The 15,244-nt window shown below is 56.9% G+C and carries 18 protein-coding genes; all 18 read right to left on the reverse strand.

Annotated features, from left to right (window positions below; genetic code table 11):
- Positions 1-64 precede the first annotated feature (64 nt).
- The 18 genes from GJA01_RS15325 to GJA01_RS15155 all read right to left on the reverse strand — a co-directional run bounded on the left by GJA01_RS15325 (position 65) and on the right by GJA01_RS15155 (position 14,976).
- The gene (locus GJA01_RS15325; protein ID WP_169925647.1) at positions 65-235 is read right to left on the reverse strand and encodes a hypothetical protein; all 171 of its coding nucleotides are present in this window, start codon (positions 233-235) and stop codon (positions 65-67) included.
- Positions 236-366: 131 nt separating this feature from the next.
- The gene (locus tag GJA01_RS13200; RefSeq protein WP_099282428.1) at positions 367-909 is read right to left on the reverse strand and encodes a hypothetical protein; all 543 of its coding nucleotides are present in this window, start codon (positions 907-909) and stop codon (positions 367-369) included.
- The gene (locus GJA01_RS13205; RefSeq protein ID WP_099282430.1) at positions 906-1,103 is read right to left on the reverse strand and encodes a hypothetical protein; all 198 of its coding nucleotides are present in this window, start codon (positions 1,101-1,103) and stop codon (positions 906-908) included. Before GJA01_RS13205 ends, GJA01_RS13200 begins: the two co-directional genes overlap by 4 nt.
- Entirely contained in the window at positions 1,100-1,267 is a 168-nt protein-coding gene (locus tag GJA01_RS15330; RefSeq protein WP_156470248.1) for a hypothetical protein, read from the reverse strand. Before GJA01_RS15330 ends, GJA01_RS13205 begins: the two co-directional genes overlap by 4 nt.
- Before the next feature lie 62 nt (positions 1,268-1,329).
- Positions 1,330-1,587: a hypothetical protein gene (locus GJA01_RS15150; protein WP_145993795.1), complete on the reverse strand. Its 258-nt coding sequence runs from the start codon at positions 1,585-1,587 to the stop codon at positions 1,330-1,332.
- 204 nt (positions 1,588-1,791) lie between these two features.
- Positions 1,792-2,085 carry a DUF5983 family protein gene (locus GJA01_RS13215; RefSeq protein ID WP_062502393.1) on the reverse strand — a complete coding sequence of 98 codons (294 nt, stop codon included), beginning with the start codon at positions 2,083-2,085 and terminating at the stop codon, positions 1,792-1,794.
- Positions 2,082-2,567 (reverse strand): hypothetical protein, encoded by a 486-nt coding sequence (locus GJA01_RS13220; RefSeq protein ID WP_099282434.1) that lies wholly within the window; start codon positions 2,565-2,567, stop codon positions 2,082-2,084. Before GJA01_RS13220 ends, GJA01_RS13215 begins: the two co-directional genes overlap by 4 nt.
- Positions 2,568-2,679: 112 nt before the next feature.
- Positions 2,680-3,336: an LPD29 domain-containing protein gene (locus GJA01_RS13225; RefSeq protein WP_099282436.1), complete on the reverse strand. Its 657-nt coding sequence runs from the start codon at positions 3,334-3,336 to the stop codon at positions 2,680-2,682.
- 183 nt (positions 3,337-3,519) lie between these two features.
- Positions 3,520-3,906: a hypothetical protein gene (locus tag GJA01_RS15645; protein ID WP_255312284.1), complete on the reverse strand. Its 387-nt coding sequence runs from the start codon at positions 3,904-3,906 to the stop codon at positions 3,520-3,522.
- On the reverse strand, positions 3,907-4,812 hold the full coding sequence (locus GJA01_RS13235) for an ArdC family protein (protein WP_062502541.1): 906 nt from the start codon (positions 4,810-4,812) through the stop codon (positions 3,907-3,909).
- 22 nt (positions 4,813-4,834) lie between these two features.
- Positions 4,835-4,996, reverse strand: coding sequence for a hypothetical protein (locus GJA01_RS15335; RefSeq protein WP_156470266.1), 162 nt, complete (start codon positions 4,994-4,996; stop codon positions 4,835-4,837).
- Positions 4,997-5,475: 479 nt separating this feature from the next.
- Positions 5,476-5,652 (reverse strand): hypothetical protein, encoded by a 177-nt coding sequence (locus GJA01_RS15340; protein ID WP_169925648.1) that lies wholly within the window; start codon positions 5,650-5,652, stop codon positions 5,476-5,478.
- A 121-nt stretch (positions 5,653-5,773) separates the two neighbouring features.
- Entirely contained in the window at positions 5,774-6,112 is a 339-nt protein-coding gene (locus GJA01_RS15650) for a hypothetical protein (protein ID WP_231869329.1), read from the reverse strand.
- 103 nt (positions 6,113-6,215) lie between these two features.
- The gene (locus tag GJA01_RS13250; protein ID WP_062502540.1) at positions 6,216-6,617 is read right to left on the reverse strand and encodes a DUF6876 family protein; all 402 of its coding nucleotides are present in this window, start codon (positions 6,615-6,617) and stop codon (positions 6,216-6,218) included.
- A 230-nt stretch (positions 6,618-6,847) separates the two neighbouring features.
- Positions 6,848-7,339: a DUF3085 domain-containing protein gene (locus GJA01_RS13255; RefSeq protein ID WP_062502539.1), complete on the reverse strand. Its 492-nt coding sequence runs from the start codon at positions 7,337-7,339 to the stop codon at positions 6,848-6,850.
- Between the two features lie 74 nt (positions 7,340-7,413).
- Positions 7,414-9,330, reverse strand: coding sequence for a ParB N-terminal domain-containing protein (locus tag GJA01_RS13260; RefSeq protein ID WP_062502538.1), 1,917 nt, complete (start codon positions 9,328-9,330; stop codon positions 7,414-7,416).
- 185 nt (positions 9,331-9,515) lie between these two features.
- Positions 9,516-14,642 (reverse strand): DEAD/DEAH box helicase family protein, encoded by a 5,127-nt coding sequence (locus GJA01_RS13265; RefSeq protein ID WP_082785182.1) that lies wholly within the window; start codon positions 14,640-14,642, stop codon positions 9,516-9,518.
- A 118-nt stretch (positions 14,643-14,760) separates the two neighbouring features.
- Positions 14,761-14,976: a hypothetical protein gene (locus GJA01_RS15155; protein WP_145993796.1), complete on the reverse strand. Its 216-nt coding sequence runs from the start codon at positions 14,974-14,976 to the stop codon at positions 14,761-14,763.
- Positions 14,977-15,244 lie beyond the last annotated feature (268 nt).

Here is a 15,244-nt window from a genome sequence, read left to right on the forward strand (position 1 = left end):
TCCTGATTGTTGTCGTTCTTCTCTCCCTCAGACGCGGCCCCTGCCGCGTCGTCCTCGGGTGCGGTCACTTGGGACCGGGCGGAAAAGCGCCTGACATTCCTGGAGGCGGCAGGGGTGCGGAAGTCGCGTGCGACTTCACGGTGACGCCGGAACCGAAGGCGGCCACAGGCCGGGGCTTGTCTGGCGCGCCGCCCGGTCCAGACCGCGCAGACCCGAGGGCGATGCGGCAGGCCACGCTTTCTCCCGCCTCTCTCCTCATTTTTTCGCTTTCGTGCGCCTTTTTCTGTACACACCGACAAACGGGACCTAGACTCCCGCCATCGTGTTGAAAACAACGGGGTATCTGCTTGGCGATCCTGTCCGTCATCACAGCAGTCCCATCTGTTCGGGGGATCGGGACTGCATTGGCCCAGAGACCTCAGGCCCGTATTTCTCCAGCAGGTGCGCCAGCATCTCCCGTTCCTGCTGCGTGCGCTCACGGCGTGCCGCCTGCTGGTAGGATGCAACCAGTCCCTGGGCGCGGATCCGCGTGGCGATCTCGCGCTCAACGTCACACCAGGTTGCGTCTGGCGCACCCCAGCAGGGCCAGCGGACAATCTGTTCCAGAAAAGCCGCCCGCGCGTCTGTTGTCTCAAAATGCGTGCCCCAGAACCCCTGCTGATTATAACAGGCAATAAAACCGAACATCATCGACAGGCGGCGGTAAAGGGCCTTCGTAAACCCGGAGCGAGGCATCCCGCGGGCAATAAAGGACAGGATGGCGTCCCCCATCCGTGCCTTGGCGTGAGGATCATCCCACGGTGTCGCTGTCAGGGCAGACGGGTCCAGTGGCGGTCGACGAAGACGGGGACACTGAAGGCCAATGGCTGTGCCGGCTTCGGGTGCAATGGAAATTTTATCACGGGTCATGCTTCCGGTTCCTCAATGCGCGCGGAAAAGAACGGATCGGGTGCGCCGGAAACAGCGGCCTGCACGCTCAGACGCCACCGGGCGAACCAGTCCACGAGGTCGGCGCCACTGATCGGACTGTCGCTCTCGAAAGCATCCCGCTCCCAGGCCAGAGCCGCGTTCACCAGTGCCATGAGCCGGGCCGCCCTGCTCATCGGTTGGCTATCATCATGGGGGCACGGTGGACAGGAACGGACCCGCCCAGAAAACTGGGCGCGCACAGGATGAAGAAAACCATTACCACGAAGGCCAGCGCACCGAAGCACAGGGAAAGGAAATCACGCAGGGCGCGCACAAAAGCGCTGTGGGACGTCGTCATGAGCCATGTCCTTGTCGGATGGAGGAATGGGAAGGAAGGACGCTCCCGGGGGAGCGTCGGGTTCATGCGGGGATGGCGCTGCCAGTTTCTGACACCGTCAGCCGCACGACGGCCTGACCGGGCTGGGCGTAACAGACCCGTCCGGCGAGGCTGTATCGGCGTCGACGGATTTTCACGCACACCGAAGCGCACGGACTGCTCGCGAAATGAAACCGCTCTCCGATTTCGAGATCAGCAAAAATCAGGGTTCCGGGGCCGTATGTTCGCATCGCCGCCGCGCGCGCGTCCCCATGGTCGGGTTCTGTCGTCCTACGCCTCATCTCTGCCTCTTCCAGGTCTGTTTCTGACCCTTTCGGCAGCCTCATGGGGCGGGTGACGCGGCAAGGGCGGCGCCTTTAGCGCCGGGAGCGGAGCGACGCACCCTTGACGGGGCGCACGTCCCATGAGAGCCCCTTCTCCGCCTCTCCTTCCGTTTTTCTTTTGTTCAGGACCGTCTGGCCTGGATGCTCGTCCGCGTGGGCTGGTCAGTCCTCATCGAACCAGGGCAGGGCGTCATCCACGGGACCATCCGCATCGATCAGAACATGATCGCAGCCAAGGGCACGGGCGTGGGCAAGAATGGCCGCCAGCGCAGGCGTTCCGTCCCACGCCCCTACGGCAGTATCGTCGGGCACGTGCACGAACCAGCCGTACGGGCCGGCCATACAGGCGCTCGGCGCACCCAGTCCGCCAAAACGGACCGCTTCATCCAGTCTCTCCCGATCCACACGCGGAAGATGGCCCGATCCAAGATCGAGAAACCGCCTGACCGCACTCACGCACCCTGCTCCCTCAGCCAAAGGAGCAGACGCTGGCTGACGGCGTGGCCTTCAGGATAGGTTGTGTCCAAAATGGCGCGCTCGAGAACCCGACGGAGAGCACGCGCCTCCACGATGCCAGGATCATAAAAGCTCGAAGGACCGAATTCACCGCAGCATTCATCAACGCCGGCAAAACTCACGCGGGCCGTGATCTCGCCATGCGTGACCTCTTCCGGTTCCAGACCGCCTTCCTGACCATCGGGCAACCTCACCCGGCGCACGCCATTCGGTTCCGTGTCATCGGGAACCGCCGCAAGGACGAGACGCGCAGCCGCTTCCGCCGATGCAGCCGCGACCCTGAAGGTCACTTCGTCTGCGGTCACGACACGTTCGATAAGGGTAACGTCAAAAAACGGCATGACACCCTCCTCGGTGCGAGCCGTTTCAAGACGGTGTCCCGCGCCGTAATGGCTCTCTGTGTCCATGGTGATCTCGGACATGATTCATTTCCTGTTCGGTATTCAGATCAGATGCAGCGAGGCCTGGTCCACAGCGCTGCATTGACGCCAGGACCAGACAGTCGTCCTGGAAACCGCCTCTGAGGGCGCGGCGTCAGCCTCGTGAGAGAAAGATGTGATCGGCGTGCCCGAACACGCGCATCCACGGCGTAAGGCAACTGCCGTGGCAATCGGTGTGTGCATCATAAGTGCCCGAGGCAAACCGTGAGGTCACCGCACATACGGCGTCGCGCGTCGGCCCCGCCTCCCAGGTCACTTTCAGGGTGCCGTAATGCAGTTTGCGCACCGAGAATTTCGTTTCCGGAAAAGAGGTCTTCAGAAGGGCGCGGATATTTTTCGCGGCGATCGTACCGTCGCCCGTATCACTCTGAATCAGAGACGCCCAGGCGGGATCGCTCCGCAGGCTGGCGATTGCCTCCATCTCCGCTTCCTGCGCCATCCGGGCCGCGGCTTCAGCCTGTGCCCGTGCCGCCTGAGCATCCGCGAGCAGACGCGACAATGTGGCAGCATCCGCAAACCCCTCCTCACGTGGATAGACGCGCCACTGGACACCTCTCAGGACCGCTTCAGGCAGTCGGTACGATACGCTCGCATCCTCAAAAACAACGTCGAACGCCGGTGTAACTGAGTGACGCCGGGAAGGGTCGGTTCGCTGCGGGTCATGAACCGCAGCCACATACCCCCGCCCCCGGTTATAAAGGATGGTTGAAACCATGGTGCCCACGACGAGGGGCGGCAGGGAAACGGACATCGTATTTTCTCCTTCTGTCTTGTCCTGACACTCTCCTGCAGGCGGGTCTGGCTGGCCGGGGCCAGGGCGGCGCTCCAGCGCCGCTTGCGAAGCCCTGGCGGCGGCCAGCCAGACCCGCCAGACGCCTCTTTTCGCCTCGCCCTGCCCCGTTTCGTCTCCTCTGATCTGTCCGGCGCCGACCTGTCAGCCTTTACGGGACTGTTCACGCTCAATGCTGTCTGCATCGAAATAATCAGGCCTGCGCTGCAGTTCCTGTTCTTCAAACTGATCCGCAAAGAGCGGGACGGCCTTCTCTAGCTGTTTGCGTAGGTTTCTGCGCCTTGCTGCCGCTTTGCGTGTGCCGCTCCAGCGTTTGGGTGGGTCGAGCAAAGGGGACCAACCGTGAGACCACCCTGAACCAGGGCGGACACGCGGTGCGTATTGAGAGATGATCTCACGCTCTACACCCCGATCCAGTATGGTGCAGAGCCATAAACTCCTGCCGTCCGGCAATGTGTCGCTTTGTGAAGGGGGCATCGTATTCGGGTTAGCCCAGAATACGGACACAAGTGCCCGCATCCCCTGCCCCATTCAGGCCGCCATCCGTGAAACTTCTGCGGGTAACCGGCTGTCATTACTCTGAAACGCCAGTATGTATTCCGCTGCCTGTGACGCGAGACGGGCTGCCGTAAAAACGGCCCGCTTGTCTTCCTTCAGAAGTGAAATCCAACTTCCAATGTAATCAGCGTGTCGCACTGTCGGCGTAATGTTCAACTCAGCAAGAACGAATGCCGCTGTGAGCTCGGCCACAATCTCCTCAGCCATATATTTGTGTGAGCCGAACCGCCCTGAGAGGTCACGGTCGAGACGGCTCTTATGGCCACTCCAGTGTGCAGTCTCGTGAAAAGCTGTGCGATACCAGTTAATCTGCTCATAATAGGCATTCTGTGGGGGAAGCCGGATATAGTCTGGATCCGGGGCATAAAAGGCCTTGTCTCCACCAATTCGGATATCCGCACCAGTGGCCTGCAGAAGAGCTTCTGCATGAGGGACGATCTCGCGCTCCGATAGCGGCGCGACTGATCCTGTCATGTCCTCGGGCAGGTGTTCGCACTGGTCAATGTTGAAAACCGTATAGCGCTTCAAAAACTGAACGGCACGCGCTTCCTCTTCAGCCTCCTTGCCACCGGGCACAAAGCTGTCAGCATAGAAAATGGTCGTGCCCTTTTCACCTTTTCTGACACTGCCACCAACTTTTCGTGCCTGGTTAAACGTCAGCCATCTCTGAGAGGTAAAACCGCACATTTGCACGGTTCCCCACAACAGGAGCACGTTGATACCGCTGTAGCGGCGACCTGTGGTAACATTGACTGGGAGTGACGGGCCTGAAGCGGTATTTGACCAGGGCTGCACCCATGGGGCCACTCCGTTTTCTAACTGTTCCACGATGCGGTTGGTGACATCCTGATAGAGATCAATACGTTCATGTTTGATCATGATCCATTCCTCTTCTCAGGAGTTAACCCAGACCGGCAAAGGTCATGCTGTGAGGGAGCACAAAGGCTGGGCCGCTGATCAGGATGATAAGTGTCAGCCCCAGAAGAATTGTCCCAGCAAGGAAACCTGCGAGTTCCAGATAATCACGTGCTGTTGTGGGAAGAGGCAGTTCCGTATCGCGCATCGTCGGTGTCCTTTTTTCTTTTGGATACCTTCGCGCAACCGGAACGGCGTGGCGGGGGCAAGAGCGGTGCGCCAGCACCGGGATCGGAGGAACGCACAGCCCGCTTGCGGGCGAGCATTGCGAGAACCCACCTCTTGCCCCCGACGCGGCGCTCTGGTGCTTATTCTTAGTTTTCCCGTTTTTCTCTTTATTTTTTTGATCAAATTTTCTGTCTGATCTGGGAGTGATCAGGCTAACGCCTGCTCATTATTTTCGACTGCACGTATTAAACAGAGCATGACTTGCCAGATCATTCATGTTAGAAAAGACCTCTTCCTGATCACGAGAAAGCTGAAAGTGTGGCCATATTGGACACACTTACGCAGAAAACCGGCTTACGGGTGCGCCACTCAGAATTGGAATGGCGTGAGGGTGAGGACGTGACGTCATCATCAGGCGCTTATCGTGCCGTCCATCCCACGATAATCCTTCGCATGGCATCAGCAGACCATTGCGAATAGCCTGACGGTCACGCTGGAAACAGACGCGTTCATTTCCCCCCTGTGGCCGCTGACAAGGGTAGCCAGCTTCCGCACCACAGCCACTACACTCAATGGATAATGCCGGGTCGCCGTCCAGCCACTCGATGTGGCAACGCCGACATGTGACCGGTTCATCTGTACAAATCCAGCGGGTTGGCTTTGCAGGACAGGGCCAGTGGTTTCCAGAAACGATCCTGTGTTTCAACATGAGATCATTCTCCTGACTGATTTTTTGAGAGATATGAATGAAAGGGAATCAGGTCTGGACGCTCTCCTCGACCAATTCGAAATCACTGAGTGTTGTGGCTCCGGTCCAGCGATCAAGATGGAGGATCATCTCCTTTCCACCAACATCCCCGGCATAGCCGTGATCGCGCAGAGAGGAGAGTTTCTTACGTGTGATCTTCGGTATTGCCGTCCGGTCCAAAAAATCAGTTATGGCAGCGTCCATAGTGTCATACGGACCATGCCAGTTGCGGGCATTGACCGGGAATATGTCCGGGGTGCGTAAAAAAACGGCTCCATCAGGCCGAAGGCAAGTTTCGACAACATATCGACCACATGTCTGTCGCGTGACATCGAGTGTCTTGCTCATTTCAAAACGTCCCTATCACCACTGTATTTTATGGTGCTGTTGGATGTCAGATATAAAAAAGCCGCCCTTTAGGGCGGCCTTCCAGTAGAGAGCGTCAGCGTTTTCAGTATTCGCTGGGAAGCAGGACAATGCGCCCTATGCCGGGCTCACTGAAAGCGAATAATTTGGCTTCCTTTAGGGGGAAATCAGTATAGGGGATGTCCTGACGATAGAGTTCGACCTCCCCCTCCCCTGTCTTATCTCCATCGGTGCAAATAATAACGGCTGTGTGTTTTTCGAGATCAACCTTCAAGGTCCAGAACTGTCGATCTTCCTCACGCATAGTTGGCAAATGCTGAACGCTTGCCAGTATATCAATCAGCCACGCGGCACCATTGGCTGCAAGATAATGGGCGCCATCTGTCAGCAGAAGACCGATATGCCAGCGATAGTAGCGAACAGTCCCGGTAAATCCAGCAAGAGCAGAAGACGTAATGGCGTGTGTCGGTTCCAGAGTTGCAGACATGAAAACTCTCCTTGAAAACGATGATTTTCTGGAAATGCAAATTTCTGGATATCGGGTTGCATTTCCTGACATCTCCACGCGGGGCATAGTCTGGAGGCTGGAGCAAACGCGGCGCCGGGATCGGACCCACGCGCAGACCGCACTGCGGTCGAGCATGGGGAGAACCAACCGTTTGCTCCAGACAGCAGACTATGGCTCTCTCCTGCTCTCATATTGCCTTTTATCTTTTCCTATTTTTTTGATGCCAACGCAGGTTTGCGACGTGGTGGCGCAAGATAGGGACTGGAAATCCGTGTCGGCGACACATCAAGCCAGAAGCGGCCTCCTTTGGTCGCTTCAAGTGCATTCCTGATGGCTTTGGCTGCAAGAAATTCTGCCCCGTCATCACCGCCAAAGGCTGCCTGCTTCACATGCCACCAATCGTCAGGTTGCTTTTGCGGATCGGCTTCAAAAGCATAGGCGATAAGGTTCCCTGTGCGTTCAGGATCCTTGAGCGCTGGCTTGCCATTCGACATGAGATAAATGCCATTATCTCCTACCAGCATCAGCCCGGCAGGAACTTTGGTGAGATCGATGTCATCATAAGACGGCGACTGTGTCTCTTTCCCATCTTTTAGAAAGGTGGGCTCATAGAGTTGGTCAAAGGTGGGCGTATGCTCTTTTGCTGCTTCAGCGTGAGCCAGCAACTGTGTCACGAGCGCATGATCAAAATGAAGTTTCATGACAGTATTTCCTTAAAACATGTCTCTGGATGGACATAAAAAAGGCGGCCCGTTCGATGGGCCGCCTGTATTTGTCAGACCATGATGATTTCAAGATGCTCAGGCATCTTGCGCGCCAGCTCTGCAAGTTGTGTCGGTATGCGTGGATCATCTGGTAATTCGGTGTGTGAGGAAGTCGTCTCAGACACAGACGATGTGTCATCTGCTGACACGTCTTCCTCAGGTGTCAGCGTCTCTTCATCAGCTTCAGCCACATCTTGTTCGTCACAGAGTTCCATGTCTGATGACTGGTCATCGATCTCATCATCTTCTTCAGTCTGTGCGTCCAATTGGGCCCGTGCTGCCGCACGCGCTGCCTGTTTTTCTATTTTGGCTTTCCATGCCGGAATGCCGGCTGCAAACGTCGCAGGTTCGGGCACCCAGCGTTTTTCACCAACATGCGCCATCAAGGCTTCACGCATGGCCTTTCCCGTGGGTTTTTCTTCCAGTCCTTCAGCCTGGACTGCCTTGGTAATCCCAGGTTTGCTGTAAGTCTTGAGGAAATCCTCAAAAGCCATCGTCGGCATATGGGCATCGGCATTGAACAGCACACCAAGAATCTGGGCAGGCAGTCCACTTCCACTATGCATGCTCACCTCGCAGTTCATGAAACTGCAGAGCACTTCAAGAGCAGCGTTCCGGAGCACTGCCGGATCGCGCACGAGCACGCCCTCTGGAAAGACACTTGCAACGGCCCGGCCCCGTTCGGAAGCCGCACCATAGGGATCATAAGTGTTATCTCCATGGATATTCACATTGTCAGCACTCAGGGCCAGCAGGAACGCCCCTATCAGATCCCATGGGTCCGCGCTCTCGCGGGCCGCTGCCAGTGCCTCTCGCAATGCCTGAGTACGGACCTCACCGATAATTTTAAGCCCTGTGCCTGAAATATCAGCGCGCTCTTTAGGTTTTTCGGGGTTTTGGGCTGACGGTAAAGAAAGTGCGTCACTTTCTGTCCTGCGGGTTGACTGTTCTCCCAGTTCGCGTAACCGCCCTTTTTGAATCTGCAGTGTGCGTGGGTTAACCCAGATCGCCGGGATATCTCCGTCCCGTTCCATTTCCCAGGACCCCACCTTCCGGTATCCGTCTGGTGCAATTCCTTCCCCGTATTCGTTGCTCTGGAGGTAAATGGTTCCTTCAGGTCTGGTTTTTTCGGCCCAGATCTGCTGCGCCTTAAACATAGCGGCATATTGGGTGCAGTATCGATTATCTTCTCCACCCTGCCCGAAGAGATCTTCTTCCCAGACGACACCAGCTTCTTTGGCAGTCTCGTCGTCAAACTCGTAGTTGCGAGCATATAACTCGACCTGATCAAGATATCTTACAAAGTCCGACCAGTCGAAATGTGCGGCATCTTCCCTACTCATCTCATAGTCGGCCGGATCTGATCCTTCGTCAGCGCTTTCCGCCCAGATTTCGGCCCATACATCGCGTTGGCGCTCCAGCGGCGTGCGCGCAATTGCGTTCCGTTCCGTATAGGAAGGCCCAATCCCACCATCTATTGCCGCAATAATGGGCGGATGAATCTGGGATAACAGCATCAGGCCACGGAGATAGGCTGGTGTGACCATAAAAGCCCGACAGATTTCTGTATCAGAAGCGCCCTTCTCGCGCATATCCAGCACACCACGCCATTGTTCGGATTCCGCCATGTCGGCACGCACGACGTTCTCGGCAACAGCGGCCATCGTATCGCTTTTTTCATCACCAGAACGGACATGCACGTCAATTTCGTCCAGTTTCGCAGCAATACAGGCCCGCACCCGTCTGTGACCAGCGACAATCATCAACCGACCATCTTCAAGTTCCCGCACGCAGGGCGCATGAATCAGGCCCACTGTCTTGATATTCAGCGCAAGCTGATGTTCCGCACGAGCATCTGGCTGGGTCTTACGTGGATTGTTCGGGTTTGGTACGAGTGTTCTGGGATCGACGCGGCGAAGTTCCGTCATGATACGCTCCTCACTTTCAGGGTCATGAGGTGTAATTTTCTGACCTCATACCTTCGGCACCGCCGCAGACGCGCACACGGGGCAAGGGCGAGCGTCAGCGAGGCCCCGGAACGGGGCGTACCCTTGCGGCGGGTGGGCGGCCTGTGGCGCGCCCTTCCTTTTCGGATTTCTGTTTTCCTTTTTTCTCAGGCCATCTCCTCTATTTTCTCTCCAACGTCAGAAGCAGCATCATCATTGGCTGAGGCCAATTTCAGTGCGGTTCCCTCTTCCTTGCCTTCTGCTTCCAGCTCGGCATCCAGTGCATACAGCTCAGCACATTTGGCTTTGAGGTCCGCGGCTTCCGCAAAAGGCAGTCCTTCGCGTGCGCGATAAGCTGGCAGTCGGCGCTGTGCCTCATCCAGACTGCGACGTGCTTCAGCCAGATCGCTGTCCAGACGTAAGGCTGCGTGCTCAATCCGTGAAATCAGTCCCAGAGGCTTGGTCTCACGATCCGTCTCGACCTCGATTTCTCCTGCAGGTGTATCCAGATAGATGGAGGAGACTACTTCTGGTTTTCTCTTGTCGGACGTTCTGAACTGCTGTTCATGAGCTTCGCACATCACTTCAAATCCGGCGATCCGACCCATGCTCCACTGCCCGGTCCGGCCTTCCCGTTCAGCAAGCCGCGCCTGCGACAGGATCCATGCCCCAGCTTTCTCACGGCTCTCAACCACCGTGGTGTCACGGTGCAGCGCAAACGCCTCCCCTTTCGTGGACACACGCTGGCCTATTGCCGCTTCAATTTTCGGAATGCGTGTCTGCGCTGTCTGGATGTCGCGTTCAGCTCTCTGGATCTGGCGCCGCACATTGAACTGATCATCGAAATGCGCGGCCTGCAAACGCTCAAGACGCGCGATATCGGCTTCCAGGCCAGCCTTCTGTATCAGACGCATGTCACCTGATGCCAGCGCCTTGGCCATTGCAAACTGGTTGCCTTCACCGCCAACATCCTCAATCCGACGGATGGTCCGGTCTCCCGACATCGCAAGTCCGATAAAGCGCATCTTGCGCTCAAGAAGTTGCCAGTTGGTGGCGTCCACAGATCCCTGCTGGGCGTATGCGTAGATTTCCACTTCCTCGTGCTGGTTGCCCTGACGCACGATCCGACCTTCCCGTTGCATGATGTCAGCGACGAGCCAGGGCACATCGAGATGATGCAGGGCTTTCAGGCGCTGTTGCGCATTCACTCCCGTTCCCATTGTGGCTGTTGAACCGATCAGGATACGCTTGCGGCCTGCATTGAGATCACCAAACAGACGCAGCTTGGCTGCTGCCTTGTCGTAGTCCTGCATGAAGGCAATCTGCTCTGCCGGAACACCCATGCGGATCAGCTCTGACCTGATCCAGTTATAAGCCGAGAACCCGCGCTTGCTCTGTGAGGTCTGCGTGCCGAGGTCGGAAAAGATCATCTGCACCGCTCCCGGCAAATCATAGGCCCTGCCCGTCTCGGGATTGGTGTAACGATTGGCAGATGTCTCATGCCAGATTTCAAACACCTTCCGGATCATCACATTCAGCTTGGAATGTGGGTCATTATCCGCCCATGGTGCGATGAACCGGAGATCGATCGCGCCATGCCGGGCATCATTCATCACACTCAGAATGATGTCGTCCCCCTTCTGAGGGCGACCTGAACGGGCTTCAATCGCGCGCATCCGTTCTGCAAGGGTCTGCTGGAATGCCCGAAAGTCTTCTGTGCTTTCGGCCACCACAATCTGTCTGTTGCCGCCCTTAACAGAGGGCAGTTTGACATATCGTGCCAACTCGTCTGACTGAACGACGTCCGCAAAGTCACGATACATGGCCATCAGATCGGCCACATTGACGAATTCGGTAAAGCGCGTGACCGGTTTGTAGAGACCGTTGGGCTGAAGCTCCAGTTCGGTGCGTGTTTCCCCAAAGTTGGCTGCCCAAGCATCAAATTCGTGGAGATTGCGGGCGACAAGAGCATCCAGATCCATATACCGTCCGACATTCCACAATTCGGCAATCGTATTCGTAATCGGCGAACCTGAAGCCATGATCAGTGGACGTGTTGGGTCAGTCTTCGCAAGGAAACGCGTTTTTACGAAAAGATCCCATGCACGCTGAGAGCCATTGGGATCGACACCTCGCAGATCGGACTGATTGGTGGCGTAGGACAGTTTCCGAAACAGTTGGGCTTCATCGACAAGGATCTGATCAATCCCGATTTCACCCATGTGCAGCAAATCATCCTTGCGGGCAGCCAACCCTTCCAGCTTTGCTTCCATCCCTTCTTTCATGCGTTCAATGCGCTTGCGGGAGATGCGGTCATCGCCATCCAGGCCAGACAGAATGGCCTCATATGACGCAATCTGGTCTTCAATCATCTCCCGTTCAAACCCCGCCTCAACTGGAATAAACTTGAAAGCGTCATGGGTTATGATGATCGCATCCCAGTTTTCGGTTGCTGCGCGGGCAATAAAACGCTGGCGTTTGGCTTTGACGAAATTTGTCTCGTCCGCCACGAGAATTCTCGCCGTGGGATAGAGCATGAGAAATTCACGCGCCATCTGTGCAAGGCAGTGGCCGGGAACCACGATAACGGCCTTACTGATCAGTCCAAGGCGTTTCTGCTCCATCACGGCAGCCGCCATGGAAAAGGTTTTTCCTGCCCCTACAGCATGGGCCATGTAGGTGCGCCCTGAGGCAATAATCCGCCACACCACGCGCTTCTGATGAGCACGCAAGGTAATCGTGCTGCTCGCTCCAGGCAGACGCAGATGACTGCCATCAAAGGCACGCGGCACAAGGTTGTTGTAGGTCTCGTTATAAAGCTTTACGAGACGGTCAGAGCGGTCGGGATCCTGCCACACCCACTTTTCGAACGCGCTTTTGATAGCAGCGAGTTTTTCTTTAGCCGCTTCCGTTTCCTGCGTATTGAGTTCGCGTCGTTCGTTGCCATTTTCATCGCGCCAATGATCCCATATTTTGGGAATAGACTGAGAGAGCGCGTCTTCCAGTAGTTCCGCTGCATTGCGTCGTTCCGTGCCCCAGACGGATGTTGCTTCAGCGCGAGACAGAAACGGCGCACGATTGATACTCCAGCATGCCACTTCCGGGGTATGACGAACGGTTGTTGCAATCCCCATGACCTCTTGTACGAAGTCCTGAATGTCCGTGACGGGCAACCACGGTGCTCCCAGACGGGCTGTAATTTCAGAGGGACGCAGATCAGCAGGCTGCACACCTTCAAGGGCGATGACATTGCGTGCATACCGCTGATCATGATGTGCGGCCTCGCGTGCGAGCGCCAGTTTGGTGCGCACCGCACCTGAGAGCATCTCATCAGACGTGACCCAGACGTCCCTGCCCTGCGCGCTGCGTTCCGGATCGAGGTAAATGCTCTCACCCAGTTCAGCCAACGTATCGGCTTCACTCCGTCCCAGCAGTTCGGCAATGAGAGGCAGATCCACACGGCCCGTTTCATGCAGGGACACAGCCAGCGCGTCATGGGCTCCGTGTATTTCAGGCTCTGTCGGTGCATGAATGACACGCTCAGAGAATATCGGCCCCATGCGGCCCGTGTCCGTGCGTTCGTCATACTCCTCAATCGAAGCCACCAGCCAGACGTCAGGATCATCCATAAAAGGCTGCAGATTTGGACGCCGCTGGGTTTCGCGTGTTTTCCCAGTTTCAGGGTTCTCGCGTAGCGTGGTGCGGGTATGATTGATGGGGCCAAACTCTCGCACGAAACTCTGGTACGCCGTCTTCAAAGTGCGCTGCTGCGCTCCATAAGGCAGGTTCTGCATCTGCGCCCGCAACACACTTCGCGCGGCATCACGGATGGGCACCAGCGCACGAATGATCCGCGCATGTTTGGCAAAAATCCCTTCTGTCTGTCCTGCCTTGCGGATCGGCACGATCTGCGCCTGTCCCTCAATGATCTGGTGCAGCACACTCCGATCAACAAAGTAGCTTCCCTCCTTGAGGTCCGCCCCACTTGCTGCAGTTCCAATAGTGACGCCCTCACCGGCTGGTCGGACAATGCGGGCCTCGCGTGGGGGGAGGAAATGCGTGTTGGGTGCTATCCGGTTCAGGGCTTGCGGAAGAAGAAGGTCTAGTTCAGCGCCGGCGGTGGCAGAGCATGTGTAACCGGGACCAAACTGCGTTGTCGTCCAGATATGACTGCCGAGCACCTGTTCGGGATGGTCATGGAAATACCGGTTTATGACGAGCGGACCATTCCCCTCATCTGAGTCTGGGATGTCTGCAGTTTCAACCCAGCTCTCGTTTGACGGCTCCTCCCCCATTTCTCGTTTGCGGAATGCCAGGATATCGACCACCACATCTGTCCCGGCATCGTCACGCATTGCGCCTTCAGGTAAACGTACAGCGCCAAGAAGGTCTGCGCTCTCGCCAATGATCCGTCGGGCATTCGGATCCGTCTTGTCCAATGTGTAACGAGAGGTCACGAACAGGGCGATCCCGCCTGGACGCAGAGCACCGAGCGAACGGGCGATGAAGAAATCATGGAGGCTCAGACCCTGCCTCTCCAGTCCCTCACGACCATGCACTGTGCGGTTGCTGAACGGGGGATTGCCAATCGCCAGATCATAGCCCTGTGGGAGCTGGGCTCGCGTGAAGTCCTCACTGCGGATCCATTGGTTCGGGTAGAGCTTGCGCGCGATACGGGCAGTGATGGGGTCGTTTTCAATGCCTGTGAAGGCGATCTTGCCTTCCAGTTTTTCAGGTCGTGCGGCAATGAAGAGCCCCGTGCCACACCCCGGTTCAAGCACTGAACCGCCCCGAAACCCCATACGCAGGGCCATGTCCCACAGCGAGTGAACAATCAGTTCCGGGGTGTAGTGGGCATACTGCGTCGCACGTTGCAGACCAGCCCTTTCAGTTTCCGTCGTAAGTTGTTCTAGTTCTGAAGCAAGACTTTCCCATCCTTTGCGCACCTCTTTGCCTGTGGGCGGGAAGAGGTTGTTGGCGAGTTCACCCGCACCAAAACCTGTAAAACGGGCGAGCACGTCCTGCTCTGCCTCAGTAGCATTACGGTCTTCGCGCTCAAGTTCACCGAGAAGGGCAATTGCTGCGAGGTTGGCCTCGGCACGCGCTTTCCAGCCTTGAGCCAGACCACGCACGCCCTTCAGACGAAAATCCCGCTGCGGGATGCGGAAGGTCTGAGGGCATGGGACCGAGACTTCCGGTATGGGCTGGTCATCATCCAGAGACCAGAGGGCAGCGAGTTCACCGGACAGGACAGTGGTGTCAAACAGATTGAGTTGCGAGACAGACATGGACATGGTGGCGCACTCCGTCCAAACGGCTACGCCCGACGCCTCTTCTGAGGGTCGGGAGCCAGTTTGCTGGGTTGGTCGGGATCAGGTGCAAGGCGTTGGAAGAAGAGCGTTTACTCTCTCCCTATTCCTTCTCCTTGATACCTTCCCGCCGACCGGGCCGGAGTGGGTGGCGCAAGTGCGGTGCGCAGCGCCGGGAGCGGAGCCACGCACAGGCCGCGTAGCGGGTGAGCATGGCGAGCACCAACCACTTGCGACGCACGCTCTGGGCTGGTGGCTCTTCTGTTCTGTCGATCAGAAGAAGCGGCCTATCTGAACCGCGATACGGGATATTGACCATCTGGGACTTCTTCCACCGTCCCCGGCATCCCCCAAGAGATCTTCCCAATTCATGGATGGGTCACAAACTAAACAGCCGGAAATACGCACTTCTTCAACGCTGCGTTATAGGGGGATCAGTTCGTCGTACGGTATCGCATGGGTGTAACCTTGCTCTCCACTCCCAGCTAACGGGCTGGACTCACTACGTGAGCCCACACGAGCATTCACGTAAGAAAGCCATTATCCGGCGAACGTCGAACGTTCCTGAATGTCAGCGCGGTGTTTTT

Origin of the sequence: Gluconobacter japonicus (assembly GCF_002723975.1) — a bacterium.
GTDB classification, from domain to species: domain Bacteria; phylum Pseudomonadota; class Alphaproteobacteria; order Acetobacterales; family Acetobacteraceae; genus Gluconobacter; species Gluconobacter japonicus.

Bases quoted from the DNA above. Each gene is read 5' to 3' on its own strand.
- GJA01_RS15335 (WP_156470266.1), bottom strand. From the start codon at position 4,996: ATGCGCGATACGGAACTGCCTCTTCCCACAACAGCACGTGATTATCTG.
- GJA01_RS13235 (WP_062502541.1), bottom strand. From the start codon at position 4,812: ATGATCAAACATGAACGTATTGATCTCTATCAGGATGTCACCAACCGC.
- GJA01_RS13220 (WP_099282434.1), bottom strand. From the start codon at position 2,567: ATGTCCGAGATCACCATGGACACAGAGAGCCATTACGGCGCGGGACAC.
- GJA01_RS13255 (WP_062502539.1), bottom strand. From the start codon at position 7,339: ATGAAACTTCATTTTGATCATGCGCTCGTGACACAGTTGCTGGCTCAC.
- GJA01_RS15155 (WP_145993796.1), bottom strand. From the start codon at position 14,976: ATGGTCAATATCCCGTATCGCGGTTCAGATAGGCCGCTTCTTCTGATC.
- GJA01_RS15650 (WP_231869329.1), bottom strand. From the start codon at position 6,112: ATGAGCAAGACACTCGATGTCACGCGACAGACATGTGGTCGATATGTT.
- GJA01_RS13205 (WP_099282430.1), bottom strand. From the start codon at position 1,103: ATGAGCAGGGCGGCCCGGCTCATGGCACTGGTGAACGCGGCTCTGGCC.
- GJA01_RS13250 (WP_062502540.1), bottom strand. From the start codon at position 6,617: ATGTCTGCAACTCTGGAACCGACACACGCCATTACGTCTTCTGCTCTT.
- GJA01_RS13265 (WP_082785182.1), bottom strand. From the start codon at position 14,642: ATGTCCATGTCTGTCTCGCAACTCAATCTGTTTGACACCACTGTCCTG.
- GJA01_RS13260 (WP_062502538.1), bottom strand. From the start codon at position 9,330: ATGACGGAACTTCGCCGCGTCGATCCCAGAACACTCGTACCAAACCCG.
- GJA01_RS15150 (WP_145993795.1), bottom strand. From the start codon at position 1,587: ATGAGGCGTAGGACGACAGAACCCGACCATGGGGACGCGCGCGCGGCG.
- GJA01_RS13225 (WP_099282436.1), bottom strand. From the start codon at position 3,336: ATGTCCGTTTCCCTGCCGCCCCTCGTCGTGGGCACCATGGTTTCAACC.
- GJA01_RS15330 (WP_156470248.1), bottom strand. From the start codon at position 1,267: ATGACGACGTCCCACAGCGCTTTTGTGCGCGCCCTGCGTGATTTCCTT.
- GJA01_RS15340 (WP_169925648.1), bottom strand. From the start codon at position 5,652: ATGAACCGGTCACATGTCGGCGTTGCCACATCGAGTGGCTGGACGGCG.
- GJA01_RS15645 (WP_255312284.1), bottom strand. From the start codon at position 3,906: ATGGGGCAGGGGATGCGGGCACTTGTGTCCGTATTCTGGGCTAACCCG.
- GJA01_RS13200 (WP_099282428.1), bottom strand. From the start codon at position 909: ATGACCCGTGATAAAATTTCCATTGCACCCGAAGCCGGCACAGCCATT.